Here is a 23315-nt window from a genome sequence, read left to right on the forward strand (position 1 = left end):
ATTCAATCATGGCGGAAGACGGCAAGAGCGGCGGCAACGCCGGCCTGGCGTTCATCGTCGGGGGACTTGTGGTGGTGGTCATCATCATCGGCTGGTTCCTGTTCTCGGGCGGCGGCGCCGTCGAAGCCCCGACCCGCGACGTGGACGTGGAAATCAGCGTCCCCAACGCGCCTGCTGCTGAGTAAGGGAAGTATCCAATGACTGATCCGAACATGCCTCCGGCCACGCCTCCGCAGGAGCCGCGCGCCCAGACCACGGTGCACAATCACAATCCGCCGCCGCCGCCGAAAAAGTCCGGCGGCGCGGGCCTGGCGTTCATCGTCGGGGGACTGGTGGTTCTGGTGGCGATCATCGCCTGGGTGATGTGGTCCGGCGGGGCCATGACGCCGACCCCGGAAGACCGCGACGTGGACATCAATGTCCAGCTGCCGGAGATGCCCAATGTGGAGCCGCCGGCCAATCCGCTGCCCGACGCGCCGGCCCCGCAACCGGCGCCCGCCCCGGCTGAATAGTCGCGCCGATTGATCTGAAGACGCCCCGGCCCCATGGCCGGGGCGTTTTGCTATGGCCCGACGGGATGGCGTCCGCGCCAGTCCAGAGCCGTGAGACGACAGGCCGAAGCCAGCGGCCGTCGCCCGCGGCCGGCGTCGATTCGGGCCACCAGCCCGGCGGCGGTGAGGCCGTCTTGGGCCGCGATCTCGTCCAGCACGGCCCAGAACTCCGGCTCCAGCGCCACCGAGGTGGCGTGGCCCGCCAGCAGGACCGAGCGCTTCTTCAGCGTCGACACCTAGGGAACCGACACCATAACCACGTCGATCCGGGCGACGCCGTTGTCGATCACCGCGTTGCGGGTGTCGGTGATGAAGCGCAGCCGTCCTTCTTCATCCCGGATCTCGGCCCGAACGGTGTAGATGTGGCCCGGCCGGATTTCAGCCGGGTCATAGGCGAGGGTGAACGCGTAGGGCGGGGCGCCGCCCTCCAGCGGCGTGACCTGTTCGGCCAGCACCCGTGACGGCGCATCGGCCAGGCTCACGTCTTCCAGTCGCACTGTCAGCACATGACCGGGCGGCAGCAGGATGCGTTCGCGGTAGGTCGCCGTCCCGGTCACCTCGGCCCGGTCTGCGGGGGCCGTGGCGCAGGCTGCCAGGGCCATAACGACTCCGGCGGGGGCGAGCATCAGCGGATTCAGGCGCATGGTCAGGTCTCCTTCAGGGCCAGTCTAGCGGCAATCGGACGCCGGATACATTCTGGTTCAGCTTGTGATGGGACGCGGCGGGGGCGGGGTGTTATCGGGGCGTCCCCGTCCCCCTGAAACGCTCGAGATCGTCTTTCGTGTCCCGTCCCGTCGCCCTTGCCTGTGTCCTCATCTGCGCCCTGATCTGGGGCACGACCTGGTATGCCATCACCCTGCAGTTGGGCACGGTCGATCCGGTGGCCTCGGTGACCTATCGCTTCGGCATCGCGGCGGCGGTGATCTTCGCCGGCTGTCTCCTGACCGGCCGCTCCCTGAAGATGACCCGGGCCCAGCATCTGGCGCTGATGGGGCAGGGGCTGTTCGTCTTCACTATCGGCTACGCCTTCGTCTACTGGGCCGAGGAGCGGGTGGCCTCTGCGGTGGTGGCGGTGATCTTCGCCGCCCTGGCCTTCCTCAATCTGGTGATCTTTCGCGTGGTGGCCCGCCAGAAGGCCGCGCGGCTGTCGTGGGCCGGCGCCGGGCTGGGCATTTTGGGCGTTGGGGTGCTGTTCGCGTCGGAACTGCTGCGCGCCGGCATGGACCAGCGGGCCATGATCGGCCTGACCTTCGCCCTGATCGCCGTCAGCGCCTCGGCGGTGGGCAATGTCTTCGCCTGGAAGGTCCAGACCGCTGCCGCCCCGGTCATTCCCGCCACCGCCTGGGCCATGGCCTACGGCACGGCGTTCCTGGCCCTCTTCGGTGTGGCCATTGGCGTGGAGTGGGCGTTCGAGTTCACGCCCCGCTACATGCTGTCCCTGCTGCACCTGTCCATGCTGGGCTCGGTGGTGGCGTTCCTGCTGTATTTCACCCTGGCGCGGGCGCGCGGCTATGCTCTGGCGTCCTACATCTCGGCCCTGACGCCGCCGGTGGCCATGCTGGTGTCGGTGCTGTTCGAGGGCGCGAGCTTCGGCCCGGCCGCCTTCGTCGGGCTGGCCCTGGTGCTGGCGGGCCAGATGCTGCTGATCAAGGCGCCGCGGGTGTCCGCCGCCTAATCATCCTCGCGTTTGGCGCCGTCCAGATCGCGCTTCAACCGCTCCGCCTCGATCCGCCCCGCGTCCTTCTGGCCCTTGGTGCGCCCGAACGCGGCGCGGTTGGCGGCGGCCGTCGTCTTGGCCTCCGCCCGCGCCCGATCCTTGCGCGCCTTGTTCAGATTGATGATCTCGCCCGCCATCGCCTCAGAACCCCGTGAACAGCCGGTCCAGCGCCCGGCGAATGTCGAACTCGTGTTTGAGGAGACTGCCGACGCAATCCCTGAGATGAATGCTGCGGATTGCGGCCAGACCGATGACGCTGACGTTGAATGCTTCGGAATTCCATTCAACCGGCACGTCGAAACTGCTGGCCTCCAGCTGTCCATGCCGGACCACGGGCGCGACGACGACCTCGGTAAGGTCCGCAAACAAGTGAGAGGACAGGACGACGAGATAAGGCGCGACTTCGTGAAGAGGCGCAGACGGGGTTCGATAAAGATCGAACTGTTTCACAGCCACCAGGGCCGAAAGTGATCCGACAGCAGCCCGTGCTTGCGGACGAACTCGTTGTGCACCCGGATCGCCTCGGCGTTCTCTTCGGCCCACCGCCTGGCGCGTTCTTCGGCGCCGGCGGGGTCCACCTTCTGCAGGTGCAGCCGCAGCGTCCGCTCGTCCATGCCGCCGACGTCGATCCCCAGCCGCTCGGCCTGGGCCAGCAGTTCAGGGTCGATGCCGATGTTCAGGTCCACCTTGCCCATGGGCCCAGACTACGTGGAAACGGCGCAGCCCGCTACAACCGCCCTCAGCCCGGCGCGATCATCTTCTCGGGTCGCACCCATTCATCGAATTCCTCGTTGGTCAGATAGCCGCCGCCGACGGCTTCCTCGCGCAGGGTGGTGCCGTTCTTGTGGGCGGTCTTGGCGATCTTGGCGCAGGCGTCATAGCCCAGCTTGGCGTTGAGCGCCGTGACCAGCATCAGGCTGTTCTCCACGCCCTTCTGGATATTGTCCCGGCGCGGCTCGATGCCCACCACGCAGTTGTCGGTGAAGCTGACCGCCGCGTCCGCCATCAGGCGCACCGACTGCAGGAAATTGTAGGCCATCACCGGGTTGAACACGTTCAGCTCGAAATGCCCCTGCGACCCGGCGAAGGTGATCGCCGCGTGGTTGCCGAACACCTGCACGCACACCTGGGTCAGGGCCTCGCACTGGGTCGGATTGACCTTGCCCGGCATGATGGAGCTGCCCGGCTCGTTCTCCGGCAGGGCCAGCTCGCCCAGACCCGCCCGGGGGCCGGAGCCCAGGAAGCGGATGTCATTGGCGATCTTGAACAGCGATGCGGCCACCGTGTTGATGGCGCCGTGGGTCATGACCATGGCGTCGTGGGCGGCCAGGGCCTCGAATTTGTTAGGCGCCGTAGTGAAGGGCAGGCCGGTGATCTGGGCGATCTTGTCCGCCACGCCCTCAGCGAAACCGATCGGCGCGTTCAGACCGGTGCCCACCGCCGTCCCGCCCTGCGCCAGCTGCATCAGGTCGGGCAGGGTGCTCTCGATCCGCTCGATGCCCTTGGTCACCTGCTGCACATAGGCGCTGAACTCCTGACCGAGGGTCAGGGGCGTGGCGTCCTGGGTGTGGGTGCGGCCGATCTTGATGATGTCCTTCCACGCCTCGGCCTTGTCGTTCAGGGCGTTGCGCAGGGTCTGCAGGGCCGGGACCAGGCGGTGAACCACCTCTTCCGCGCAGGCCACGTGCATGGCCGTGGGATAGGTGTCGTTGGACGACTGGCTCATGTTGACGTGGTCGTTGGGATGGACCGGCTTTTTCGAGCCCATCTCGCCGCCCAGGATCTCGATGGCGCGGTTCGAGATCACCTCATTGGCGTTCATGTTGGACTGGGTGCCCGAGCCGGTCTGCCACACCACCAGCGGGAAGTGGTCGTTCAGCTTGCCCTCGATCACCTCGTCGGCGGCCTGGACGATGGCCTTGCCCAGCTCCTTGTCCAGCCGGCCCAGCGCCATATTGGTCTCGGCGGCGCCGCGCTTGACGATCCCCAGCGCCCGCACGATCGGCAGGGGCTGCTTCTCCCAACCGATCCTGAAATTGCCCAGGGATCGCTGCGCCTGGGCGCCCCAGTAGCGGTCCGCCTGAACCTCGATGGGACCGAAGGTATCGGATTCTGTCCGGGTGTCGGGGCGGTTCTGGGTCATGATGCGCTCGTGTTCAGGCATGGCGGGAAGGTGCGCGGCGGTGTAGCACGCAGACCGCAGGGGGCAAGCCGAGGACACCATGGATCAGGACTGGATCGGAACCGGCAAGGTGCGCGCCCGCGAGCGGGGCGACGCGGTCGAGATCATGATCGACGGCCTGACCACCCAGGCCAAATACTACAAGCCGCTGGTCTATGAGTTCATGCGCAAGGAATGGTCCTCGCGCCCGTCGTGGGGCGACTTCGCCGTGGACATCCGCATGGAGCACGTGGGCGAGCCGCCGCACATCGACCTGGACAATCTGGCCAAGGCCCTGCTGGACGCCATCAAGGGCTATCTGTTCCACGACGACGCCCAGGTGGCCCGTCTGCTGGTGGAGCGGCACGAAGGCGAGCGCGAGCGCATCACCATCGCCGTGCGGCCCCGCTGATCGGCGTCAGCTTTCCGGCGGTCCCGGATACCGCTCGAACGCGGGCAGGTCGTCCAGATGGCCCATCCAGCCGATCCGCTCGGCCGTCTGGATCTGGGCCCCCAGCGGAATCGCATCCGGATCGTCCAGGGTCGCGCTCTGCACGTCGATCATGCCGGGGAACACCGCCTCATTGGTATAGAAAAGGCTGGTGCCGCAGGCGCCGCAGAACAGGCGCCGTCCATGCTCCGATGAAGCGTAGGTGAGGGGCGCGCCCGTGATCGTCACCTGACCCGCCGCCGCCATGGCCCAGGCCACCGCCGGCGCGCCGCTGGCCTTTCGGCAGTCGGTGCAGTGACACAGGGTATGGTGCGCCACCTCCGCCGGCATCTCATAGCGAACCACGCCGCAATGGCATCCACCGCTCGGCATCGTCATCCCTCCCGTCAGATCAATGTTCCTGATATGTTCGCATGAGCCTCACCGTTGAACAAGCGAAAACCGGTCAGCCCGACGGTCGCTCGAACCGCAGGGTGGGCAGCAGCAGTTGCATGGTCCCGCCGATGAAGACCTGGGGTTCGGACGGCGGCGTCAGCCCCTCGACCCGTTCGCGCTCGGCCACGCACCGGCGGGTCTCGCCGGCCAGGGCGATGAAGTCCGTGGCCGCGTCCAGCGACTGGATCACGCACCCGTCGAAATAGGGATAGTCGGAATCCTCGCTGCAGCCGAAGGAGGTTCGCTCGGCGTGCGCCGCGGTCACGATCATCCGGTTTGGCCGCGACAGGGCGCCCATGAAGCCGCCGGAGAAGCAGGCGGACACCACCACCACGGTGGGCCGCTGGCCACACCAGCCGCCGATCAGGGCGTTCATCCGCCCCGGCTCCAGCTGCTCCTCCGGTCCGAACACGATGTGGCCGGGCGCGCCGTGGGAGGTGAAATAGACCAGGCAGCCGCCGCTTCCCCGCCGCGCGACCGCCGTGGCGCCCTCGATCGCGGCGCGGACGCTGACGCCGCCGTCGGGACGCAGGGAATAGGCCGCCGTCAGATCCGGGTCGAAGCCCGCCTGTTGAAAGGCTGCGGTCAGGTCGCGCAGGGCGTTGTCGAAGGCCTGGATCGGGCGTCCGCGGCTGTCGGTCCAGTCCCCGGCGATGATCACGGCGGACCAGCCGGCGAAGTCGCCCGACCGGGCCGTCGCCCCCGGCGCGGTCAGGGCCAGGGCGCAAAGCATGATCGAAAGACAGCGAAACACCCGCATCCCGTCCCCTCCAGCCGCCTCACCCTAGCAACGGCGGCGCGGATGGAAAGAGGAACAATCGGCGGCGCCGGGCGGCGTCGGCCTATTTCTTGCGGAACTGGTCCAGCGACACGACCTTGGGGCCGTCGTCCACGGGGGGCGCCGGCGTCTCCGGCTTTTCCTCCGGCTCCGGCTCGGTCGGCATCTCCGGCGCCTCGAACTGCAGCAGGAACTGCACGCTGGGGTCATAGAAGCGCACCACGGCCGTCCACGGCGTCACCAGCTTCTTGGGCTGGCCGCCGAACTTCAGCAGCACGGAAAAGCCCTCGTCGTCGATGGTCAGGTCCCAGTACTGGTGCTGCATCACCACGGTGATCTCATCCGGGTACTTCTCGGACACGTCCGGCGGGACGGACACGCCCTTCGCCCGGGTCTTGAAGGTGATGTAGAAATGGTGCTCGCCCGGCAGGCCCTCGGGCATGGCGGCCCGCTCGAGCGCCGCGCGCACGACGCCCCTCAGGGCGTTCTGGGCCATGGCCTCATAGCCCATCTCGTCGCGCACCGGCGTCTCAGCCATATCGTCTCCGCAAACCCGAAAGGGTCAGCGTGACCCCGTCGCGGAGTGATAGCGGCGGCGGCGGCGCGGCGAAAGTTCAATTCAGGGTAAAGTGGGAGGCTTCTGTTGCCAGGCGCCTCCCGGGCCCCGCCTGAGGATCTGAACCCTCAGGACTTAGGTCGGAAATGCCGGAACCGCATTACGCGGCGACAGCGTATTCCTCAGCGAAGTTATCGTTCGCATTTAGATAAAGGCCCGATACGGTGGGCCAGGACGAGCGAAAGCAATCCTCTTTACACGTCCGTCGATGCTAGTCGGCCCCATGCTGCCTCCGCCGATAACGCGGGGAGAAAGATGGTGGAGCCGCCGGGAATCGCACCCGGGTCCGGTCCGCTTATTACAAGCGCGTTTATCGCTATAGTCCGGGCGAACCCGGACACCCCCAATATAGGCGATCAGGGGCGGGCTTCCAAGAGGGGCGTCGGGCTCACGAGCCGTTGGTCGCTTCGGACGGCGGCAGGGGGCCCATTTTGCGACAGGCCCAGATGGCGTAGCCGATGGTGATGACAAGGCCAGAGCCCACCACGATCATGGTGGCGATCACGGCGAAGTCGGTCGGCGCGAAGGCCCATAGTGCGGCGTGGGCCAGCCCCGCCAGGGTCAGCGACCAGCCGCCGATCCGGCGGGCCGTCTGCATCCGCGCCTCGGCCTCGCGCGACATGCGCTGGGGACCGAGCCGTTTGGGCGTTACATTGGCGAACCCGGCCAGCATCAGGCCGATCATCACCTGGACGACCCGCTGGGCCATGTCGTCGCCGACCATGCCGACGCTTTCGGCGTATTTCAGGCCCGCAGCCGCACCGAGAAAGGCGGCGGCGAGCAAGATGAAGGGAATGAAGCGTTTCATGATCCTGTTCCTTGTTCAGGCGTGTTTCGATCCGCCTTGGCGGGATCAGCGTCCGGACCGATGCCCAGCGCCTGGGCGAAGCCCAGCAGGGCGTCCTCCAGAACCGACAGCTTGATCCGGTAGGTGATGGTCGTGCCCTGTTTGCTGGCGTCGATCAGGTCGGCTTCCTTCAGGACGTTGAAGTGGGCCGACATGGTAGGCTTGGAGACCGGGAAATGTTCGCATAGCTCCCCGGCCGTCATGGGCTGGACGCGCAGCAGCTCCAGCACCTTGCGGCGGGTCGGGTCGGCTAGGGCTTTGAAGACTGAGCTCATGAATCGATAATTAGCTAATCATCGAAATATGTCAACACCGAAGTGAAGCCCCACGCCGGGCGCCGTCATTGACCCGGGTCGCTTCGCCGGTGACCATCGAACAAATCTGATTTCGGGAAGGATCGCGGGCATGAGCAATTTGACGCGCAGGGCGCTGGGCATCGGTCTGGCGACAGGGGCGAGCCTGTCAGCGATTGCGGCGCGCGCTGAACGGCGCGACCAAGAAGGGACAGGGCCGGTCCTTCGGTCGGGCTTCATCTACGAGCAGGCGCCCTATCCCCAGTGCCATGCGTCCACCATCGTCGAGACCGCCGACGGGGCCCTGGCCGCGTCCTGGTTCGGCGGCACCCACGAAAAGCACCCGGACGTCTGTATCTGGTTCGCCCGGTTCGAGAACGGCGCCTGGGGCGAGGGCGTGCAGGTGGCGGACGGCGTGCAGGCCGACGGAACACGCCATCCCACCTGGAACCCGGTCCTGTTCCAGCCACCGGGCGGGGACCTGATCCTGTTCTACAAGGTCGGGCCTGACCCCTTCAGCTGGTGGGGCATGGTCATCACCTCTGCGGACGGCGGCCGCACATGGACCGCCCCGCGCCGCCTGCCGGACGGCGTGCTCGGGCCGATCAAGAACAAGCCTGTAGTGCTGTCGGACGGAAGCTGGATTTCGCCGTCCAGCACCGAGGCGGGCGAGGGCATGGGTGCTCATCACGGCGCGGGCTGGCGGCTGCATTTCGAGATCAGCCGCGATCAGGGCCGCACCTGGACCCTGACCGAGCCGGTCGAAAGCCCCCTCAACATCGACGCCATCCAGCCCAGCATTCTCATCCACCCCGACGGCGCCCTCCAGGCCCTGGCGCGGGCGCGTCAGGGCGCGCTGGCCTCAGCGTGGTCCCACGACGGCGGCCAGACCTGGGGCGCCATCGGCGCCGTCGACCTGCCCAATCCGAACTCGGGCACGGATGCCGTGACCCTGGCCGATGGCCGGCACCTGATGATCTACAACCATGCGGGCCACGAGCCGGCTCGCCCGGGCCGGGGACCGCGCTACCCACTGAATGTCGGGCTGTCGGACGACGGCCTGGCGTGGCGCAATGTGCTGACGCTGGAGAGCGATCCCGTTGCCGCCGGCTACGCCTATCCTGCGGTGATCCAGGCGTCGGACGGCCGGGTCCACGTCACCTACACCCACGACCGCACCCGCATCCGCCATGTGGTGGTGGATCCGTCGCAACTGGTCTGATCAGGCCGGCGGAAGGACCCGCCGCCAGTCCGGCGCCTGGTTTCTGAACCAGGTCAGCTGGCGCTTGGCGTAGTTGCGGGTGGCCTGGCGCATGATGTCCAGCGCATCATCCAGCGACAACTCGCCTCGCAGATGCGCGCCCAGCTCGCGCACCCCCACCGCCTTCATGATCGGCAGGCCGGTGGGCAGATCCCGCGCCATCAGGGCGCGGACTTCCTCCAGCGCCCCGTTGGCCATCATCACCGAAACTCGCGTGTCGCACGCGGCGTACAGCGCCTTTCGGTCCGGCTCCACCACCATGGCCTCGTACCGGCCGGGCGCCAGAACCGGGCGCGTCTCGGCACGCAGGGCCGACAGGGGCCGCCCCGCCACCTGCGCCACCGCGAGCGCCCGCACCAGCCGTTGCCGGTCACCCGTCTCGATAGCGGCTTCAGAGGGCGCATCGACTTGGGCCAGCGCGCGCCGGAACGCCGCCTCGCCCTCCGCGGCGAACCGCACGTCCAGCGCCGCGCGCACCTCCGGCGGCACCGGCGGCACGTCGGCCAGTCCCCGCGTCAGGGCGTTGAAGTAAAGACCCGTGCCGCCCACGAAGATCACCGGCCGCCGGGCGGGGCCGTATTCGTTCAGCAAGGCCTCAGCCGCCCGCAGCCACTTGCCCACCGACCAGGCGTCGGCCGCATCGGCCACGCCGTACAGCCGGTGTTCGGCCTGCGCCGTCTCGTCCGGCTCCGGTCGGGCGGTCAGGACGCGCAGATCCGCATACAGTTGCTGGCTGTCGGCGTTGACGATCACCGCGCCGCTCGCCCGCGCCAGATCCAGCGCCAGACGGGACTTGCCCGAGGCGGTGGCGCCCCCGATCAGGGTGACGGGGGCGATCGGCGCTTGGTTCTGGGCCATGACACCCGATATGACGACGCACGCCCCGTAAGCAACCCGCCGGAGAGACTCCTTGCCCGACCGCGCCGCCGTCATCGCCGCCCTCGACGCCGTGATCGACCCCAAAAGCGGGCAGGGGTTGATGGCCGCCGGGCTGGTGCAGGGGCTGGTGGTGGCCGACGACCGCGCCGGGTTCGCGCTGGAGGTTCCGGCCGGCGACACCGTGCTGTACGCCCCCGTCCGCGACGCGGCCGAGGCGGCGCTGAAGGCCATCCCCGGCATGGCCCGCGTCTCCGTGGTCCTGACCGCCGAGGCCGTGGCGACCCCGCCGCGCCGCCGCACCGCCGGCCTGTCGCCACAGGCCGCCGATCAGGGGCGTGCAAAGGCGCCGGTCCCCACCGACCGTCCCGCCCATGTGCGCCGCGTGCTGGCGGTGGCCAGCGGCAAGGGCGGGGTGGGCAAGTCCACGGTGGCGGTGAACCTGGCCTGCGCCCTGGCCGCGCGGGGGCTGCGTGTGGGTCTGCTGGACGCCGATGTGTACGGCCCCTCGGCCCCCACCATGCTGGGGATCTCCGGCAAGCCCGCCTATGAGGACGGCGCCATGGTCCCGCACGAGGCCTGGGGCCTGAAGGCCATGTCCGTGGGCCTGCTGATGGCTGCGGACGACGCTATGATCTGGCGCGGCCCCATGGCCAGCCAGGCCATCACCCAGATGCTGACCCAGACGCGCTGGGGCACGGAAAGCGAACCGCTGGACGTGCTGGTGATCGATCTGCCGCCCGGCACCGGCGACGTGCAGCTGACCCTGATCCAGAAGACTCCCCTGGACGGCGCCGTCATCGTCTCCACGCCCCAGGAAGTGGCGCTGGCCGACGCACGCCGCGCAAAAACCCTGTTCGACCGGGTCAATGTCCCCACCCTCGGCCTGATCGAGAACATGTCCGGCGACGTCTTCGGCCGCGGCGGGGCCGAGGCCGAGGCCGCCCGCCTCGGCGTGCCCTTCCTCGGCGATATTCCTCTGGACGCCGGCGTGCGCGAGTCCGGCGACGCGGGTCGCCCGCTGGTCACCTCAGAGCCCGAGGGCCTCGCCGCGCGCCGCTTCGCCGTCGTTGCGGCCCGGCTCGCGGACGTCCTCGGCGTCTAGCTCACAGCTTCCCGAACGCCACGCCCTTCCAGCCCCAGCCCGCTTCGGCCACGGCCTTGCGCAGCGGTCCCTTGAGCTCGCCGGTGTTGAATTTGTAGCTGTACACCTCGCCCCACGAGCCGTCCTCACGGAAGGCGTAGACGGTCTCGAAGCTCTTTTCCCACGACTGCCCCCGGAACGCCGAGCCCGCCAGGCTCAGGTCGGGCGTCCCCGCCCGCCATTCCACCGACCATGCCTGATCGCCCGAGCGCACGACGCCGTTCGCCTCGTCGAACTTCATCAGCACCTTGAAGACGCGCTGAATGCCGGCCTTGGCGAAGACCTCGTACCATTTGGCGTCGACGATCTTCCATTCGGCGACCAGGTCCACCCCCTCGCGCTTGCCGTCGCGGATCACGATCGGCGAGGTGGGGCGATTCAGCGCCATCAGCCGCTTGCGCAGCGCCGCCGCCGGCTCGCGCGCCACACTCGCCGGCGCCGCCCGGCTGCCGGTCAGCCAGTTGAAAACACCCATGTCGGATCCCCCGGACGCCCGCCCCATCCCCCGGGCGTCCTCGACAGTGGCACGAAGCCGCGCCCGGGGAAACGGGCCCGGCGTCCCGGTCGCCCGGGCGCGATCCGCCTGGATTGTGGAGAAACGCGCCCTCGAGGGTTTCCAAACGCAACTCTAATCGCCACCTTGACGGTTCCAGTCACTCAGCTCGAGCCGCCCATGTCCGTCGACGCCCTGTTCCGCCCCTTCCAGGTCAAGTCCCTGAAGATGCCCAACCGCATCGTCATGGCGCCGATGACGCGGTCCTTCTCCCCGGGCGGCGTCCCGACCAGCGACGTCGCCGGCTACTACCGCCGCCGCGCTGAGGGGCAGGTGGGGCTCATCATCACCGAGGGCACGGTCGTCGAACGCCCCGCCGCCCGCAACGACCCCAAGGTCCCCGTCTTCCACGGCGAGGCCCTGCCCGAATGGAAAAAGGTCGTCGAGGAAGTCCACGCCGCCGGCGGCCTGATCGCGCCCCAGCTCTGGCACGTGGGCTCGGCCCGCGGCCAGGGCGAGGACTGGACCCCGCTCGGCAAGGTCGACAGCCCCTCGGGCTTCACCGCCCCGGGCAACCGCAAGCTGGAGCCGATGACCGACGAGGACATCGCCGACACCATCGCCGCCTTCGGCCGCTCGGCCCGCGCCACGCGCGAGCTCGGCTTCGACGCCGTCGAGATCCACGGCGCCCACGGCTATCTGATCGACCAGTTCTTCTGGTCCGGCCTCAACGACCGTGACGACCGCTGGGGCGGCGGGACCATCGCCGACCGCGCCCGCTTCGGCGCCGAGGTGGTCCGGGCCGTGCGCGAGGGCGTCGGCCCCGACATGGCCCTGATCCTGCGCCTGTCGCAGTGGAAGTCGCAGGACTTCACCGCGAAGAACGCCCGGACCCCCGCCGAACTGGAGCAGTGGCTCACTCCCCTGATCGAGGCCGGCGTCGACGTCTTCCATTGCTCGCAGCGTCGCTTCTGGGAGCCGGAGTTCGAGGGGTCGGACCTGAATTTCGCCGGCTGGACGAAGAAGATCACCGGCCTGCCGACCATCACCGTCGGGTCGGTGGGTCTCGACGGCGAGTTCATCGCGGCCTTCGGCGGCGCCGGCTCGAAGCCGGCCTCGCTGGACGGCCTGATCAAACGGCTCGAGGCCGACGAGTTCGACCTCGTCGCCGTCGGTCGCGCCCTGCTGGCCGATCCGCACTGGGTCGAGAAGATCCGCGACGGCCGGCTGGACGAGCTGAAGGATTTCGAACGGTCGGCGATGATGACGCTGAGCTAGGCCCGGGCCGCAGGACCCGACCCGTCAACGGGCCGCCGCCACAGCGCCGCATCCCCGCCGGAAGGACGGCAGCGGCGCACCGTCCGCGCATTACCGCACCGTAAGCCTCTGGCCTTTTTTCCGCCGCTTCCTATCTGAATTCAGGCGTCGCCGGCGTCGTTCACGGATCATTGTTCGATCTTGAGCGATACTGGCCTTCAGGAGGGGCGGACGATGGATCCGAAATTGATCGAAAATCTGGCGAACCGGCCCCGCGTCGGCCTGCTGACGCTGTTCGTCTGGCGCATGACCTGGATCGTCGCCCTCGGCGGCACGCTGGGCCTGCTGGGCGCCGCCCTGGCGCTGGGCGGGTTCGGCGTCGGCGGCCATGACGTGGCCGACCGCATCTCCATCGGCGCCCTGCTGGCCTTCCTGGCCCTGATGATGTTCGCCCTCGGCTCGCTGGCGCGCCTGTCCGCCGCCCAGCTCAAGCTCGCCCTGATCGCCCGCTGCGGCGACGCCCCGCGCCACTCCCGCCCCTGGGCGCCCTGTCTGTAGGTTCTAGCGCCGCTCCAGCACCCGGAAGGTGAAGGCGTGATCGTCCGCCTCGCCCGGCTCATGGCGCTCTGACGCCACTTCCACAAAGGCGCTCTCGTCAAAGGCCGGGAAAACCGCGTCGCCCTCGGGTTCTGCATCCACCTCGGTGATGTACAGCCGTCTGGCGCGGGGCAGGGCCAGTTCGAACAGCGCCACCCCGCCGATCACGCAGATCGCCTCGGCGCCTTCCTCCTCGGCCTGTTCGGCGGCGATCTCGACCGCCTCGAAGAAGCTCTCGCACGCCACCGCCCCCGTGGCCTCGAACGAGGAATCCCGCGTCAGCACCAGATTCAGCCGGCCGGGCAGGGGCCGCAGCGGCAGGCTGTCCCACGTCTTGCGCCCCATGATGCAGGGCTTGGACAGGGTGATCTGCTTGAACCGCTTCAGGTCGGACCGCAGCCGCCACGGCAGGTCGCCGTCACGCCCGATCACGCCGTTCCGGGCCCGGGCCACCACGAGGGACAGGGGAATCATGTCAGGCCGCGTCCTGTTCCAGCCATTTCAGCCATTTGCGCCGCATGGCGTCCTCGATGTTGATGCCGGCCTTGTCGCAATAGATCAGCAGCATGCCCAGCACGTCCGCCGCCTCATCACCCAGCTTGTCGTGATCGGCAGCGCCCCGCGCCCGCCCGCTCATCCGCAGATGCTCGGCCGTCAGCTCGCCCAGCTCCTCCTGCATCTTCAGCAGCGCCCAGTCCCGGTCGCGCTCGATGCCATGTTCCCGGGCGTAGATGTCGGAAATGCGCAGGACCGAGGCGGACAGCTCGTCCAGGGTCATAGGGGATGCTCCACGATCCAGGTTTCCATGCTTCTCATCAGGGTCGAGATGGGAAGGCGATCAATGTCTTTCCGCGAAAAGCCGCGCGCCACCAGCGTATCGTCGTTGTCGGCCATGAAATCGGTGAACTGGTCCCACAGACGGGCCGGCCCATCAGCGTCAAGCCGCGCTTCCTGATCCAGCCAGTCACGCACGGCGGTGAACGCTTCCAGCGGATCGTCGCCATGGGCCGCGATGTCGGAGTTCGACAGGTCCGACAGCGCGGCCTGATACCGATAGCGTTCGGTCTCCAGGATCAGACACTTCTTGCCTGTGCAGTGATCGTCCCTGAACCGCTTGCAGCCGATGTCGAGGCCCAGTTCCAGCGGCATGTTGAGACGAAACAGCTCGCCGGCCTTCCGCGCCTTCATTCGGGACAGGTCGTGGATGGCGTATTTGGAGCTTTCAATCAGTTCTATGATCTTCTCGATCCGGGGTTCGCCGCCATCCAGCCGCTCCGACGCGATCCGCGGCTGAAAGCCCAGCCGGTAGACGCAGAACACGATGGGCCGCAGCAACGACAGGTAGTCGTTATCGAACGGGCAATTGATGAAGACGTTCTTCTCGAACGCCAAGACCCTGAATCCTAGCCCCGGGGCGGGTGAGGATCGCGACCATAGCTGTCGCGCTCCCTGATCGTCCCATCCTTGCGGTGGACATAGAATTCGACGCCATCCTTGCGGGCCGCGTCGCGTCCGAACGCAATCGCTTCCTTCTGGGTCTCGAAAACCTTGGTGGCCCGCGATGCGCCGCTGTTGCGAACCGCCCATTCGCCGTTGGGCCGGGGAACCACATGCTTGCCGATCGCCATGTCCGTCGCTCCTCTAAACCGCCACCGCCGCCTTAATATGGGGCCACGGATCATAGCCCTCAAGCGCGAAGTCCTCCCGTCCGAAGGCGAACAGGTCATCCCGGGGCGCGAGGGTCATGGTCGGCAGGTCGCGCGGCTCGCGGGTCAGCTGCAGCCGCGCCTGATCCAGATGGTTCAGATACAGGTGCGCGTCGCCGAAGGTGTGCACGAACTCGCCCGGCTTCAGCCCCGTCACCTGCGCCATCATCAGGGTCATAAGGGCGTAGGAGGCGATGTTGAACGGCACCCCCAGGAACACGTCGGCCGACCGCTGGTACAGCTGGCAGCTCAGTTTTCCGTCCGCCACGAAGAACTGGAACAGACAGTGACAGGGCGGCAGGGCCATGTCGTCCACGTCCGCCGGGTTCCAGGCGGTGACGATGTGGCGCCGGCTGTTGGGGTTGGTCTTCAGGCTTTCGACCACGCGGGTGATCTGGTCGATGACCCGCCCGTCCGGCGCGGACCACGACCGCCACTGCTTGCCGTATACCGGGCCCAGCTCGCCCTGGGCGTCGGCCCATTCGTCCCAGATGCTGACCCCGTTGTCCTTCAGCCAGGCGATGTTGGTCTCGCCGCGCAGGAACCACAGCAGCTCCACCAGGATGGAGCGCAAGTGCAGCTTCTTGGTGGTCAGAAGGGGAAACCCCTTCGACAGGTCGAACCGCATCTGGCGCCCGAACACCCCCAGCGTGCCGGTGCCCGTGCGGTCGCCCCGCTCGACGCCGTTTTGCAGAATGTCGGCCAGCAGCCCAAGATACTGGAACTCGGGATGGTCGGCGGGCGCCGGCGAGACGCCGGTGCGGGCTTCAGGGTCTGCGATGGCGGCCAGGGCGTTCATGACGCCATACAGAACCGATTCGCGGTGTGGGGGGTTAGCCTCCTGTACCCTTGATGCACAACATGACGGAGGCGCTTGTGGACGCTTTGGAAACCCTGGTCGCGAACATCAATCTGGTGTCGATCGTCGCCCTGACGGCGATGTTCCTGTTCGGCTACCTGATGGGCCGATCCCACACCCGCAAGGATCCCCAGCGCATCGGCAACCGCCGACGCCGCAACATCCGCGCCGACAACACGGTGGAGCGCGCCCGTCGCTATGAAGCCGGCGGCGTGGCGGTGGAGGAGGCGGACCTGCCCGGCGCCGCCAAACACCACGCCCGTCAGGGCTCCCGCAACGAGGCCGCCGACGCCGTTCGCGCCGCCAACCCCGGCATGAGCCTGTTCGCCGCCCGCCGCGCCGTCGACCGCTGGGCGTCCGAAAACGGTCTCTGAGCGCTAGGGCCGGTCCGCCGGGGCGGGCGCCAGCGCGTTGAGCGTCTGAACCAGGGTGGACAGCTCGATGGGCTTGGGCACCACCGCCGACATGCCCGCCGCCAGACACTCCGCCTGCTGATGGGTCATGGCGTTGCCCGTGACGCCGATGATGACGGCCTCTTTGGCGGTCGGTCCCGCCTCGCCGTTGCGGATGGCCCGCGTGGCGCTCAGCCCGTCCATCACGGGCATCTGCACGTCCATCAGCACGAAATCGAATTCCCGGGTCATCAGCCGCTCGATCGCCTGACGCCCGTTCTCCACCATCTCCACCTCGGCCCCCAGATGCTGAAGCAGGCTGGAGATGACGAGGCGGTTGGTCGGATTGTCCTCGGCCACCAGCACGGCGAAGGACGCTGGCTTGTCGGGCGGTGCGACAGGCGTCGCCTTTCCCGGCGCCTGTGTCGGCATGGCCGGAAGGGTCAGGCGAAACACGCTGCCCTGACCCGGCTGGCTCTCGGCGCCCAGGGAGCCCCCCATCAGGGCCGCGAAATCCCGCGCGATGCTCAGGCCGAGGCCCGAGCCCTGCTTGTGAGTCAGCGCGGCGCCTTCCGCCTGCTCGAACGGGCTGAAAATGCGCTCGAGATCGCGTTCGCCCACCCCGCAGCCGGTATCGGTCACCGTGATGACCAGTTGGTGCGCCTCGATGCCGGCGTGGACGTCGATCCGGCCGGTCTCGGTGAATTTCACCGCATTGCCCACCAGATTGTCGACGATCTGACGCACCCGGATCGGATCGCCCCTGAACACCCCGTCCGCCGAGTCCTCGCACCGGGCGGACAGACGCACGCCCTTGAGGTCGGCCGCCGCTTCAAAGGCCTGGACGCTGTCGGCGATCAGGACGGCCGGTTCGATATGGCCCTCCACCAGCTCCAGCCGTCCGGCCTCGATGCGTGACAGATCAAGCACCGCGTTCAGTGTGCCCAGCAGCGCCTCGCCGGACCGCTGAATGACTTTCACCCGCTCGCGCTGGTCGGGATCGAGCGGATGCAGGGCCATGACCTGGGACATGCCGAGGATGCCGTTCAGGGGGGTGCGCACCTCGTGGCTCATGGTCGCCAGAAAGGTGGACTTGGCCTGGGACGCCGCATCGGCCGCCCGTCGGGCGTCCTTCAGGTCCTCGATCAGGCTGGCGTTCTGGGCCCATGAGGCGCTCCAGGCCTCCCAGACCTTGCCGACCTGCCGGCCGATGACGGCGAGCATCAGGACCAGCAGCGACAGGGACAGCAGCAGGGCCGGACCGCTCGGCCCTGACAGATAGGGCCACATGGACACGGCCACCGTCACCAGCGGCGGCGTGATGGCCACATAGAACAACCGGGGCACGGCGCAGAACTGGGCCAGCGCCACGCAGATCGACCAGGCCTGAAGCATCATGACCGCCGCCATGGTGGCGGGGCCGTGATCGGTGATGATGATGATCAGCGCCCCGGCGACGCCCAGACTGAAGCGAATGGCGACGATGGGCGTCAGTCGTGCGATGCCGGCCTCCGGCGCCATGGGGGCCGCGCGGGACAGGATTTTCAACCGCCGCTGAAACAGGATGTCCGCCGCAGCGCCCGCCAGACTGGTGATCAGCCCGATCTGCCAGTGACCCAGCATGGCCAGGACCAGACCGGCCACGCCCCAGGCGCCGTACAGCAACCACGCCTCTGTGCGCATGGCGGCGAGGGTGACCTGAAACCGGTCGGGCATGGGGCCGCCCGGTCGCAGGGGCATGGGCCGCGCCAGAAGACGAAAATCGGACGCTGACATTTACACGGACCTCACCGCGCGCAGCTATCAAGACCTCGGTTGACAACTCCTTTCGTGACAAGGTTACCGCCGCCCGGCCTTGACCTCTGCTGCGGAAAACCCCCCGCAGCGCCGAACAATCCCGCATTTCAGCGCGCCAATGCCGCAGGGGATAAGGGTTTGACGTCGGACCACCGCCTTTTTGCGCTCACGCGTGGCGCGGGCGCTAAAATGGGGCGTGAACAGGGGGAGACGGGAGAGAGCGGTCCGGTCCCGGCTCTCCGCTTCGCGCCGGCCGGGATGACAAGGAGGTTTCGCGGACGCGCCGTTGCACTCCAGTTGCACTGTTTTTCCTTCTCCCGATGGGAGAAGGGGGCCCCGCGCACCGGAGCGCGGAGCGCGAAGGTTCTGGCGCGGGGGTTAAGGGTCGTCTGTTTCAAAGGGCGGCCACCCGACCCTCACCCTGCGCGCGGAAGAAGCGGGCTGCTCACGCACCCCGCTGCGCGCAGCCCTCTCCCACTGGGAGAGGGAAAGTTGCACGCCACTTGCACTGTTTTTTGCGCGTTGAGTCTAACTCAGCTGCCGAAGCCGCCATCGTCCAGAAAGGCCTGCTCATCGGGGGAGGTTGTCCGACCAAGTTCCGGATTTCTATGGGGAAAGCGTCCGAACTTCACGATGATGTCCCGGTGAACACGGCCCCATTTCTCGGCCTCGGCGTCCCCGGCCGCCAGCGCCATGTAGCGGTCCTGATCTTCCCGCCGCTCCGAATGCTGGAACGGCAGCAGCATGAAGTTGCGCAGGGGGAAGTCGAACGCCTCGTGAAGCCCACGCTCGACCGCCTGCTCCGCGAACATCAGGCCCAGCGGGTCGGTGGCGAAGGAATGGGCCGTGCCGCGGAAGCTGTTGCGGGGGAACTGGTCCAGCAGGATCAGCAGGGCCAGGGCGCCCTCGGGGGTGTCCATCCAGCCGTCCAGTTCGCGCCGGGCGGCGGCGACGTGGGCATCATGGAAGCGGCGGCGGAACTCGGCGTCGAAGGCGTCGTCCTTTGCGAACCACTTTTCGGGACCGGCCTCTTTCCAGAAGGCGACGACGGCGGAAGGGGTTATGTCTGTGCTCATGACTGGACACCTAAGCACGCCTTTGCCCGTTTTCCATGACCGCGACTGTGATCTGTCGATCATCCGCGCCCGCAAGGTCGCCGTGATCGGCTACGGCAGTCAGGGTCGCACCCACGCCCTCAACCTGCGCGACTCCGGCGTCGCCGATATCCGCGTGGCGCTCAAACCCGGCTCCGCTACCCGGGCGAGGGCCGAGGCCGACGGCTTTCAGGTGGTCACGGCGTCCGAGGCTGCGGCGTGGGCCGAGGTGCTGGCCGTCATGGTCTCCGACGAGGCCCACCGCGACCTGTGGGCCGACGAACTGGCGCCCCACGTGCGGCCGGGCACGGCGCTGGTGTTCGCCCACGGCCTGTCGGTGCGATTCGGTCTGATCCAGCCGCCGCCGGACGTGGATGTGATTCTGGCCTCGCCCAAGGGCATCGGCCCGCGCATCCGCGAGATCTACGAACAGGGCGACGGCGTCTTCTGCCTGTTCGCCGTGCATCAGGACGCCACGGGGCAGGCGAGGGGGCTGGGCCTGTCCTACGCCGCGGCGCTGGGCTGTGGCCGCAAGGGCATCCTCGAGACCACCATGAAGGACGAGTGCGAAAGCGACCTGTTCGGCGAACAGGTGGTCCTGTGCGGCGGCGTCGGCGAACTGATCGACCAGGCCTTCATGAAACTGGTGGACGCCGGCTACCCGCCCGAGGTGGCGTGGTTCGAGTGCTTCTACGAGGTCAAGCTGGTCACCGACCTGATATTCGAGCGCGGCATCGCCGGGGCCTTCGCCCGCATCTCCAACACCGCCGAATACGGGGCCTATCTGACCGGCCCGCGCGTCATCAACGACGCCTCGCGCAAGGCCATGGACGCGGTTTTGGCCGAGGTCCGCGACGGCGCCTTCGTGCGCCGCCTGATGACGGATTATGACGCCGGCTCGCCCGAGCTGCTGGCGCGCCGCAAGGCGCTTGGCGAACGGCCCATCGAGGCCGTCGGCGCGCACCTGAACACGGTCGCCGCCAAAGCCAGGGAATAAACGGGAATACCGTGCCCTCAAGCAGCGAGGCACCGCGCGCCGCGCGGTAGGGCAGGGATAATGGTCGGAGTGGCAGGATTCGAACCTGCGACCCCCGCGTCCCGAACGCGGTGCTCTACCAGACTGAGCCACACTCCGACTTGAGGACGCGGCTTATAACCACGCGCCCCGGCCCCCGCAAGCGCCGTTCTTCGCCGCTGCGAAAAAGCCGTCAAAAGCGGTGTTGCATCCGAAAACGCCTTGGCGTATTCGACCGCCTCCCCGGCGTTCCCCGCCGGGCCGCGCCGATCCTGCTGGGGAATGGTGTAATGGTAACACTACGGTTTTTGGTACCGTCATTCTAGGTTCGAGTCCTAGTTCCCCAGCCATCGGCCTCTCCCCCGCCTGAGCGAATCGGCCCGTGGCGCGTTCCGCTGTCCGGACGGATGACGGAGGACGGGCGGCCATGGCGCGCGGCGAGCTCAAGACCTATCAGGCCAAGCGGAACTTCGGGGCGACGCCCGAGCCGAAAGGCAAGAAGGCGGCGCGGTCCAGGGCCGGGCTGCGCTATCTGGTCCAGCGTCATGCGGCCACGCGGCTGCACTATGATTTCCGCATCGAACACGACGGGGTGCTGAAGTCCTGGGCGGTGACCAAGGCGCCGTCGCGCGATCCGTCGGTCAAGCGGCTGGCCGTGGAGGTGGAGGACCACCCCATGAACTACGGCGGGTTCGAGGGCACGATTCCCGCCGGCAACTACGGCGCCGGCACGGTGCAGATGTGGGACGAGGGCGTCTGGACGCCGCAGGACGAGGATCTGGACGCGGCCTTCGACAAGGGCGTGGTCAAGCTGAACCTCGAAGGCGAGCGGCTCAAGGGCGGCTGGGCGCTGATCCGGCTGAAGTCGGATCGGGGGCGGCCCACCAAGCGCAACAACTGGCTGCTGATCAAGGAGAAGGACGAGCACGCCGTGGACGGCGAGGGCGACGCCCTGGCCGAGATCGACGCCTCGGTCACCACGGGCCGCAGTCTGGCGGAGATCGCGGGCGGCGATGCGGAATGGACGTCCTCAAAGCCGACCAGTCGCAAGGCTCCGCCCAAGCCGAAGGTCTCGAAGGGACAGACGAGCACGGGCAAGGGCCCGCCGGCCTTCACGCCGATCCAGCTGTGCAAGGTGGTGGACAATCCGCCGGGCGCGTCGGGCTGGGCCCACGAGATCAAGTTCGACGGCTACCGCATCCAGGTGGCGGTGGGCGGGGGCAAGGCGAAGCTCTACACCCGCAGCGGGCTGGACTGGTCGGCCAAATTTCCGGCGCTGGCGAAGCAGGCTGCGGGCTGGCCGGACGGGGTCATCGACGGGGAGCTGTGCGCCCTGGACGACGATCACATGCCGGACTTCTCGGCGCTGCAGACGGCCATTTCCGAGGAGCGCACGGACGAGCTGATCTATTTCGCCTTCGACCTGATGTTCGAGGGGGCGGAGGACCTGCAGGACCTGCCTCTGGCCAAACGCAAGGCGCGGCTGCAGGCCTATGTGGATCGGGCCGGCAAGGCGGGGCCCAGCCTGCGGTTCGTGGAGCATTTCGCCACCACCGGTCAGGCGGTGCTGGACAGCGCCTGCCGCATGGATCTGGAAGGGGTGATCTCCAAGAAGCTGGACGCGCCGTACCGGGCGGGGCGGCAGGCCAGCTGGGTGAAGTCCAAATGCCGGGGCCGGGACGAGGTGGTCATCGGCGGCTGGTCGTCGGAGAAGGGGACGCGGTTCCGCTCGCTGCTGGTGGGGGTGAAGGACGGCAAGGGGCTGCGTTATCTGGGCCGGGTGGGCACGGGCTACAGCGAGGCGCTGACCAGGGTGCTGGTCCCGGCGTTGAAGGCTGAGGCGTCGGACGACAGTCCGTTCGCGGGCAAGGCGGCGCCGAAGGGCGGGCGGGAGATCCACTGGGTCAAGCCGGTGCTGGTGGCCGAGATCGAGCATGGCGGCTTCACCGAGAGCGGGACCCTGCGCCATGCGGCCTACAAGGGCCTGCGCGAGGACAAGGCGCCGAAGGACGTGACCGACGCACCCCAGCCGCCGTCGAAGACGGTCAGCGCCAAGGGCAAGGTGGTGGTGGCGGGCGTGACCATCTCCAACCCCGACAAGCCGCTGTGGCCCGCCCACGACGGCGAGGCGGCGATCACCAAGGCCGATCTGGCGCGCTACGTGGAGATGGCGGCCGAGCGCATCCTGCCACATGTGGCGGACCGGCCCACCTCGATCATCCGGGCGCCGGACGGGATCGAGGGGGAGACCTTCTTCCAGCGCCACGCCATGGCGGGGTCGAGTCCCCGCCTGAAGCTGATCGATGTGAAGCAGCGGAACCCCTATCTGGCGGCGTCGGACGTGGGCGGGCTTGTGGCCATCGCCCAGTCGGGGGGCATCGAGCTGCACCCGTGGGGCTGCAAGCCCGGGGATCCGGAGACGCCCGAGCAGCTGACCTTCGATCTGGACCCCGACGAGGGGCTGGATTTCGAGGACGTCATCGCCGCCGCGAAGGACGTGAAGGCGACGCTGGAGGCGCTGGGCCTGAACCCCTTCGTCAAGACCACCGGCGGCAAGGGGCTGCATGTGGTGACGCCCATCAAGGCGGACGGGCGCAGCCGGGTGGAGTGGGATCAGGCCAAGGCCTTCGCCAAGGCGGTGTGCGAGCAGGTCAGGGACGCGGCCCCGGACCGCTACACCACCACCCTGTCCAAGAAGGCGCGGGGCGGGAAGATCTTCCTGGACTATCTGCGCAACGGGCGCATGGCGACGGCGGCGGCGCCCTGGTCAGCGCGGGCGCGGCCGGGGGCGACCATCGCCTTTCCCCTGTCGTGGGGGCAGGTGAGGAGGGGGCTGGACCCGAAGGCCTTCACCCTGCGCACGGCGCCGGCCCTGCTGAAGAAGCCCGATCCATGGAAGGACTTCAGGAAGGGCGAGATCTCGCTTCGGCCCCTGCTGAAGAAGGTCGGGGTCGAGTGAAGGTCGCGGTTTCGTG

General features: G+C 68.1%; 31 protein-coding genes, 2 tRNA genes and 1 other RNA gene. 12 read left to right on the top strand and 22 right to left on the bottom strand.

Translation table 11 applies throughout. The annotated features are described in order from the left end of the window. Positions 1–8: 8 nt before the first annotated feature. Positions 9–185 (top strand): hypothetical protein, encoded by a 177-nt coding sequence (locus tag ACK4SE_RS11625; RefSeq protein WP_409692741.1) that lies wholly within the window; start codon positions 9–11, stop codon positions 183–185. 12 nt (positions 186–197) lie between these two features. Continuing rightward, positions 198–512 (top strand): hypothetical protein, encoded by a 315-nt coding sequence (locus ACK4SE_RS11630; RefSeq protein WP_409692744.1) that lies wholly within the window; start codon positions 198–200, stop codon positions 510–512. A gap of 50 nt (positions 513–562) precedes the next feature. On the opposite strand, the gene ACK4SE_RS11635 is transcribed toward ACK4SE_RS11630, so the two are convergent. Beyond that, positions 563–787: a ribbon-helix-helix domain-containing protein gene (locus ACK4SE_RS11635; protein ID WP_409692747.1), complete on the bottom strand. Its 225-nt coding sequence runs from the start codon at positions 785–787 to the stop codon at positions 563–565. Then, positions 788–1195, bottom strand: a complete 408-nt coding sequence (locus ACK4SE_RS11640; protein WP_409692750.1) for a YbaY family lipoprotein — start codon at positions 1193–1195, stop codon at positions 788–790. A 137-nt stretch (positions 1196–1332) separates the two neighbouring features. Between ACK4SE_RS11640 and ACK4SE_RS11645 the strand changes: the two genes are divergently transcribed. Next, complete coding sequence (locus ACK4SE_RS11645) at positions 1333–2226, top strand: DMT family transporter (RefSeq protein ID WP_409692753.1); 894 nt, start codon at positions 1333–1335, stop codon at positions 2224–2226. Here ACK4SE_RS11645 and ACK4SE_RS11650 read toward each other — a convergent pair. From ACK4SE_RS11650 to fumC, 4 genes are read right to left on the bottom strand one after another with little or no spacing between them, the layout of a single operon-like run. After that, the gene (locus ACK4SE_RS11650; protein ID WP_409692756.1) at positions 2223–2405 is read right to left on the bottom strand and encodes a DUF4169 family protein; all 183 of its coding nucleotides are present in this window, start codon (positions 2403–2405) and stop codon (positions 2223–2225) included. The genes ACK4SE_RS11645 and ACK4SE_RS11650 overlap by 4 nt on opposite strands. A gap of 4 nt (positions 2406–2409) precedes the next feature. After that, the gene (locus tag ACK4SE_RS11655; RefSeq protein ID WP_409692759.1) at positions 2410–2718 is read right to left on the bottom strand and encodes a CcdB family protein; all 309 of its coding nucleotides are present in this window, start codon (positions 2716–2718) and stop codon (positions 2410–2412) included. Then, entirely contained in the window at positions 2715–2963 is a 249-nt protein-coding gene (locus tag ACK4SE_RS11660; RefSeq protein ID WP_292106233.1) for a type II toxin-antitoxin system CcdA family antitoxin, read from the bottom strand. The genes ACK4SE_RS11655 and ACK4SE_RS11660 overlap by 4 nt, the downstream gene beginning before the upstream one ends. Before the next feature lie 44 nt (positions 2964–3007). Continuing rightward, positions 3008–4411 carry a class II fumarate hydratase gene (gene fumC / locus ACK4SE_RS11665; RefSeq protein ID WP_409692762.1) on the bottom strand — a complete coding sequence of 468 codons (1404 nt, stop codon included), beginning with the start codon at positions 4409–4411 and terminating at the stop codon, positions 3008–3010. A gap of 79 nt (positions 4412–4490) precedes the next feature. Between fumC and ACK4SE_RS11670 the strand changes: the two genes are divergently transcribed. Continuing rightward, on the top strand, positions 4491–4841 hold the full coding sequence (locus tag ACK4SE_RS11670; protein WP_021696499.1) for a RusA family crossover junction endodeoxyribonuclease: 351 nt from the start codon (positions 4491–4493) through the stop codon (positions 4839–4841). A 6-nt stretch (positions 4842–4847) separates the two neighbouring features. Here ACK4SE_RS11670 and ACK4SE_RS11675 read toward each other — a convergent pair whose 3' ends face one another. The 6 genes from ACK4SE_RS11675 to ACK4SE_RS11700 form a co-directional block, all read right to left on the bottom strand. Then, entirely contained in the window at positions 4848–5225 is a 378-nt protein-coding gene (locus ACK4SE_RS11675; RefSeq protein ID WP_409692764.1) for a GFA family protein, read from the bottom strand. A gap of 100 nt (positions 5226–5325) precedes the next feature. Then, positions 5326–6069, bottom strand: a complete 744-nt coding sequence (locus ACK4SE_RS11680) for a C13 family peptidase (RefSeq protein WP_409692766.1) — start codon at positions 6067–6069, stop codon at positions 5326–5328. A gap of 88 nt (positions 6070–6157) precedes the next feature. Further along, entirely contained in the window at positions 6158–6631 is a 474-nt protein-coding gene (locus ACK4SE_RS11685; RefSeq protein ID WP_409692768.1) for an SspB family protein, read from the bottom strand. Positions 6632–6721: 90 nt separating this feature from the next. Then, positions 6722–7087, bottom strand: a transfer-messenger RNA (tmRNA) gene (ssrA, locus tag ACK4SE_RS11690). A gap of 10 nt (positions 7088–7097) precedes the next feature. Next, positions 7098–7517 (bottom strand): hypothetical protein, encoded by a 420-nt coding sequence (locus tag ACK4SE_RS11695; RefSeq protein WP_409692770.1) that lies wholly within the window; start codon positions 7515–7517, stop codon positions 7098–7100. After that, positions 7514–7831 (bottom strand): autorepressor SdpR family transcription factor, encoded by a 318-nt coding sequence (locus ACK4SE_RS11700; protein ID WP_409692773.1) that lies wholly within the window; start codon positions 7829–7831, stop codon positions 7514–7516. The genes ACK4SE_RS11695 and ACK4SE_RS11700 overlap by 4 nt, the downstream gene beginning before the upstream one ends. Before the next feature lie 130 nt (positions 7832–7961). Here ACK4SE_RS11700 and ACK4SE_RS11705 point away from each other — a divergent pair, with 130 nt between their 5' ends. Next, a complete protein-coding gene (locus ACK4SE_RS11705; RefSeq protein ID WP_409692775.1) occupies positions 7962–9071 on the top strand; it encodes a sialidase family protein in 1110 nt (369 codons plus the stop codon). On the opposite strand, the gene miaA is transcribed toward ACK4SE_RS11705, so the two are convergent. Further along, positions 9072–9968, bottom strand: coding sequence for a tRNA (adenosine(37)-N6)-dimethylallyltransferase MiaA (gene miaA, locus ACK4SE_RS11710; RefSeq protein WP_409692778.1), 897 nt, complete (start codon positions 9966–9968; stop codon positions 9072–9074). It lies immediately after the preceding gene. 52 nt (positions 9969–10020) lie between these two features. Between miaA and ACK4SE_RS11715 the strand changes: the two genes are divergently transcribed. After that, complete coding sequence (locus ACK4SE_RS11715; protein ID WP_409692781.1) at positions 10021–11091, top strand: Mrp/NBP35 family ATP-binding protein; 1071 nt, start codon at positions 10021–10023, stop codon at positions 11089–11091. Between the two features lies 1 nt (position 11092). Here the strand turns inward: ACK4SE_RS11715 and ACK4SE_RS11720 are convergent, their stop codons facing one another. Then, complete coding sequence (locus ACK4SE_RS11720) at positions 11093–11605, bottom strand: hypothetical protein (protein WP_409692784.1); 513 nt, start codon at positions 11603–11605, stop codon at positions 11093–11095. 198 nt (positions 11606–11803) lie between these two features. On the opposite strand from ACK4SE_RS11720, the gene ACK4SE_RS11725 reads away from it, so the two are divergent. Then, positions 11804–12901 carry an NADH:flavin oxidoreductase gene (locus tag ACK4SE_RS11725; protein WP_409692786.1) on the top strand — a complete coding sequence of 366 codons (1098 nt, stop codon included), beginning with the start codon at positions 11804–11806 and terminating at the stop codon, positions 12899–12901. 213 nt (positions 12902–13114) lie between these two features. Next, entirely contained in the window at positions 13115–13438 is a 324-nt protein-coding gene (locus ACK4SE_RS11730) for a hypothetical protein (RefSeq protein WP_409692789.1), read from the top strand. A gap of 3 nt (positions 13439–13441) precedes the next feature. Here the strand turns inward: ACK4SE_RS11730 and ACK4SE_RS11735 are convergent, their stop codons facing one another. The 5 genes from ACK4SE_RS11735 to ACK4SE_RS11755 are packed head-to-tail and all read right to left on the bottom strand — an operon-like array spanning position 13442 to position 15982. Then, positions 13442–13951, bottom strand: coding sequence for a dihydrofolate reductase (locus tag ACK4SE_RS11735; RefSeq protein ID WP_409692791.1), 510 nt, complete (start codon positions 13949–13951; stop codon positions 13442–13444). Between the two features lies 1 nt (position 13952). Beyond that, complete coding sequence (locus ACK4SE_RS11740) at positions 13953–14255, bottom strand: phosphoribosyl-ATP pyrophosphohydrolase (protein WP_409692794.1); 303 nt, start codon at positions 14253–14255, stop codon at positions 13953–13955. Continuing rightward, the gene (locus ACK4SE_RS11745; protein WP_409692796.1) at positions 14252–14869 is read right to left on the bottom strand and encodes a hypothetical protein; all 618 of its coding nucleotides are present in this window, start codon (positions 14867–14869) and stop codon (positions 14252–14254) included. The genes ACK4SE_RS11740 and ACK4SE_RS11745 overlap by 4 nt, the downstream gene beginning before the upstream one ends. 11 nt (positions 14870–14880) lie before the next feature. Then, positions 14881–15105, bottom strand: a complete 225-nt coding sequence (locus ACK4SE_RS11750) for a DUF2188 domain-containing protein (RefSeq protein ID WP_409692798.1) — start codon at positions 15103–15105, stop codon at positions 14881–14883. Positions 15106–15118: 13 nt separating this feature from the next. Further along, positions 15119–15982, bottom strand: a complete 864-nt coding sequence (locus ACK4SE_RS11755) for a thymidylate synthase (RefSeq protein ID WP_409692801.1) — start codon at positions 15980–15982, stop codon at positions 15119–15121. A 62-nt stretch (positions 15983–16044) separates the two neighbouring features. On the opposite strand from ACK4SE_RS11755, the gene ACK4SE_RS11760 reads away from it, so the two are divergent. Next, positions 16045–16416: a hypothetical protein gene (locus ACK4SE_RS11760; protein WP_409692804.1), complete on the top strand. Its 372-nt coding sequence runs from the start codon at positions 16045–16047 to the stop codon at positions 16414–16416. A gap of 3 nt (positions 16417–16419) precedes the next feature. Here ACK4SE_RS11760 and ACK4SE_RS11765 read toward each other — a convergent pair whose 3' ends face one another. Both ACK4SE_RS11765 and ACK4SE_RS11770 read right to left on the bottom strand, forming a co-directional pair. After that, positions 16420–18174, bottom strand: a complete 1755-nt coding sequence (locus ACK4SE_RS11765; protein ID WP_409692806.1) for an ATP-binding protein — start codon at positions 18172–18174, stop codon at positions 16420–16422. Positions 18175–18764: 590 nt separating this feature from the next. Further along, complete coding sequence (locus ACK4SE_RS11770; RefSeq protein WP_409692808.1) at positions 18765–19307, bottom strand: DUF924 family protein; 543 nt, start codon at positions 19305–19307, stop codon at positions 18765–18767. Between ACK4SE_RS11770 and ilvC the strand changes: the two genes are divergently transcribed. Then, on the top strand, positions 19306–20322 hold the full coding sequence (gene ilvC / locus ACK4SE_RS11775; RefSeq protein WP_409692810.1) for a ketol-acid reductoisomerase: 1017 nt from the start codon (positions 19306–19308) through the stop codon (positions 20320–20322). The two genes, ACK4SE_RS11770 and ilvC, sit on opposite strands and share 2 nt — an antisense overlap. A 61-nt stretch (positions 20323–20383) precedes the next feature. Here the strand turns inward: ilvC and ACK4SE_RS11780 are convergent. Beyond that, positions 20384–20460, bottom strand: a tRNA-Pro gene (locus ACK4SE_RS11780). 156 nt (positions 20461–20616) lie between these two features. Between ACK4SE_RS11780 and ACK4SE_RS11785 the strand changes: the two genes are divergently transcribed. Continuing rightward, positions 20617–20690, top strand: a tRNA-Gln gene (locus ACK4SE_RS11785). A gap of 77 nt (positions 20691–20767) precedes the next feature. Continuing rightward, complete coding sequence (gene ligD / locus ACK4SE_RS11790; RefSeq protein ID WP_409692812.1) at positions 20768–23299, top strand: DNA ligase D; 2532 nt, start codon at positions 20768–20770, stop codon at positions 23297–23299. Positions 23300–23315 lie beyond the last annotated feature (16 nt).

It is taken from the genome of Brevundimonas sp. (assembly GCF_046293315.1).
Taxonomy (GTDB): Bacteria; Pseudomonadota; Alphaproteobacteria; order Caulobacterales; family Caulobacteraceae; genus Brevundimonas.

What these genes read in the sequence shown, in the direction of transcription:
- ACK4SE_RS11625 (WP_409692741.1), top strand. Translation starts at nt 9, where the DNA reads ATGGCGGAAGACGGCAAGAGCGGCGGCAACGCCGGCCTGGCGTTCATC.
- ACK4SE_RS11630 (WP_409692744.1), top strand. Translation starts at nt 198, where the DNA reads ATGACTGATCCGAACATGCCTCCGGCCACGCCTCCGCAGGAGCCGCGC.
- ACK4SE_RS11640 (WP_409692750.1), bottom strand. Translation starts at nt 1,195, where the DNA reads ATGCGCCTGAATCCGCTGATGCTCGCCCCCGCCGGAGTCGTTATGGCC.
- ACK4SE_RS11650 (WP_409692756.1), bottom strand. Translation starts at nt 2,405, where the DNA reads ATGGCGGGCGAGATCATCAATCTGAACAAGGCGCGCAAGGATCGGGCG.
- ACK4SE_RS11660 (WP_292106233.1), bottom strand. Translation starts at nt 2,963, where the DNA reads ATGGGCAAGGTGGACCTGAACATCGGCATCGACCCTGAACTGCTGGCC.
- fumC (WP_409692762.1), bottom strand. Translation starts at nt 4,411, where the DNA reads ATGACCCAGAACCGCCCCGACACCCGGACAGAATCCGATACCTTCGGT.
- ACK4SE_RS11670 (WP_021696499.1), top strand. Translation starts at nt 4,491, where the DNA reads ATGGATCAGGACTGGATCGGAACCGGCAAGGTGCGCGCCCGCGAGCGG.
- ACK4SE_RS11685 (WP_409692768.1), bottom strand. Translation starts at nt 6,631, where the DNA reads ATGGCTGAGACGCCGGTGCGCGACGAGATGGGCTATGAGGCCATGGCC.
- ACK4SE_RS11695 (WP_409692770.1), bottom strand. Translation starts at nt 7,517, where the DNA reads ATGAAACGCTTCATTCCCTTCATCTTGCTCGCCGCCGCCTTTCTCGGT.
- ACK4SE_RS11700 (WP_409692773.1), bottom strand. Translation starts at nt 7,831, where the DNA reads ATGAGCTCAGTCTTCAAAGCCCTAGCCGACCCGACCCGCCGCAAGGTG.
- ACK4SE_RS11705 (WP_409692775.1), top strand. Translation starts at nt 7,962, where the DNA reads ATGAGCAATTTGACGCGCAGGGCGCTGGGCATCGGTCTGGCGACAGGG.
- miaA (WP_409692778.1), bottom strand. Translation starts at nt 9,968, where the DNA reads ATGGCCCAGAACCAAGCGCCGATCGCCCCCGTCACCCTGATCGGGGGC.
- ACK4SE_RS11720 (WP_409692784.1), bottom strand. Translation starts at nt 11,605, where the DNA reads ATGGGTGTTTTCAACTGGCTGACCGGCAGCCGGGCGGCGCCGGCGAGT.
- ACK4SE_RS11725 (WP_409692786.1), top strand. Translation starts at nt 11,804, where the DNA reads ATGTCCGTCGACGCCCTGTTCCGCCCCTTCCAGGTCAAGTCCCTGAAG.
- ACK4SE_RS11730 (WP_409692789.1), top strand. Translation starts at nt 13,115, where the DNA reads ATGGATCCGAAATTGATCGAAAATCTGGCGAACCGGCCCCGCGTCGGC.
- ACK4SE_RS11735 (WP_409692791.1), bottom strand. Translation starts at nt 13,951, where the DNA reads ATGATTCCCCTGTCCCTCGTGGTGGCCCGGGCCCGGAACGGCGTGATC.
- ACK4SE_RS11740 (WP_409692794.1), bottom strand. Translation starts at nt 14,255, where the DNA reads ATGACCCTGGACGAGCTGTCCGCCTCGGTCCTGCGCATTTCCGACATC.
- ACK4SE_RS11750 (WP_409692798.1), bottom strand. Translation starts at nt 15,105, where the DNA reads ATGGCGATCGGCAAGCATGTGGTTCCCCGGCCCAACGGCGAATGGGCG.
- ACK4SE_RS11755 (WP_409692801.1), bottom strand. Translation starts at nt 15,982, where the DNA reads ATGAACGCCCTGGCCGCCATCGCAGACCCTGAAGCCCGCACCGGCGTC.
- ACK4SE_RS11760 (WP_409692804.1), top strand. Translation starts at nt 16,045, where the DNA reads ATGACGGAGGCGCTTGTGGACGCTTTGGAAACCCTGGTCGCGAACATC.
- ACK4SE_RS11765 (WP_409692806.1), bottom strand. Translation starts at nt 18,174, where the DNA reads ATGCCCCTGCGACCGGGCGGCCCCATGCCCGACCGGTTTCAGGTCACC.
- ilvC (WP_409692810.1), top strand. Translation starts at nt 19,306, where the DNA reads ATGACTGGACACCTAAGCACGCCTTTGCCCGTTTTCCATGACCGCGAC.
- ACK4SE_RS11770 (WP_409692808.1), bottom strand. Translation starts at nt 19,307, where the DNA reads ATGAGCACAGACATAACCCCTTCCGCCGTCGTCGCCTTCTGGAAAGAG.
- ligD (WP_409692812.1), top strand. Translation starts at nt 20,768, where the DNA reads ATGGCGCGCGGCGAGCTCAAGACCTATCAGGCCAAGCGGAACTTCGGG.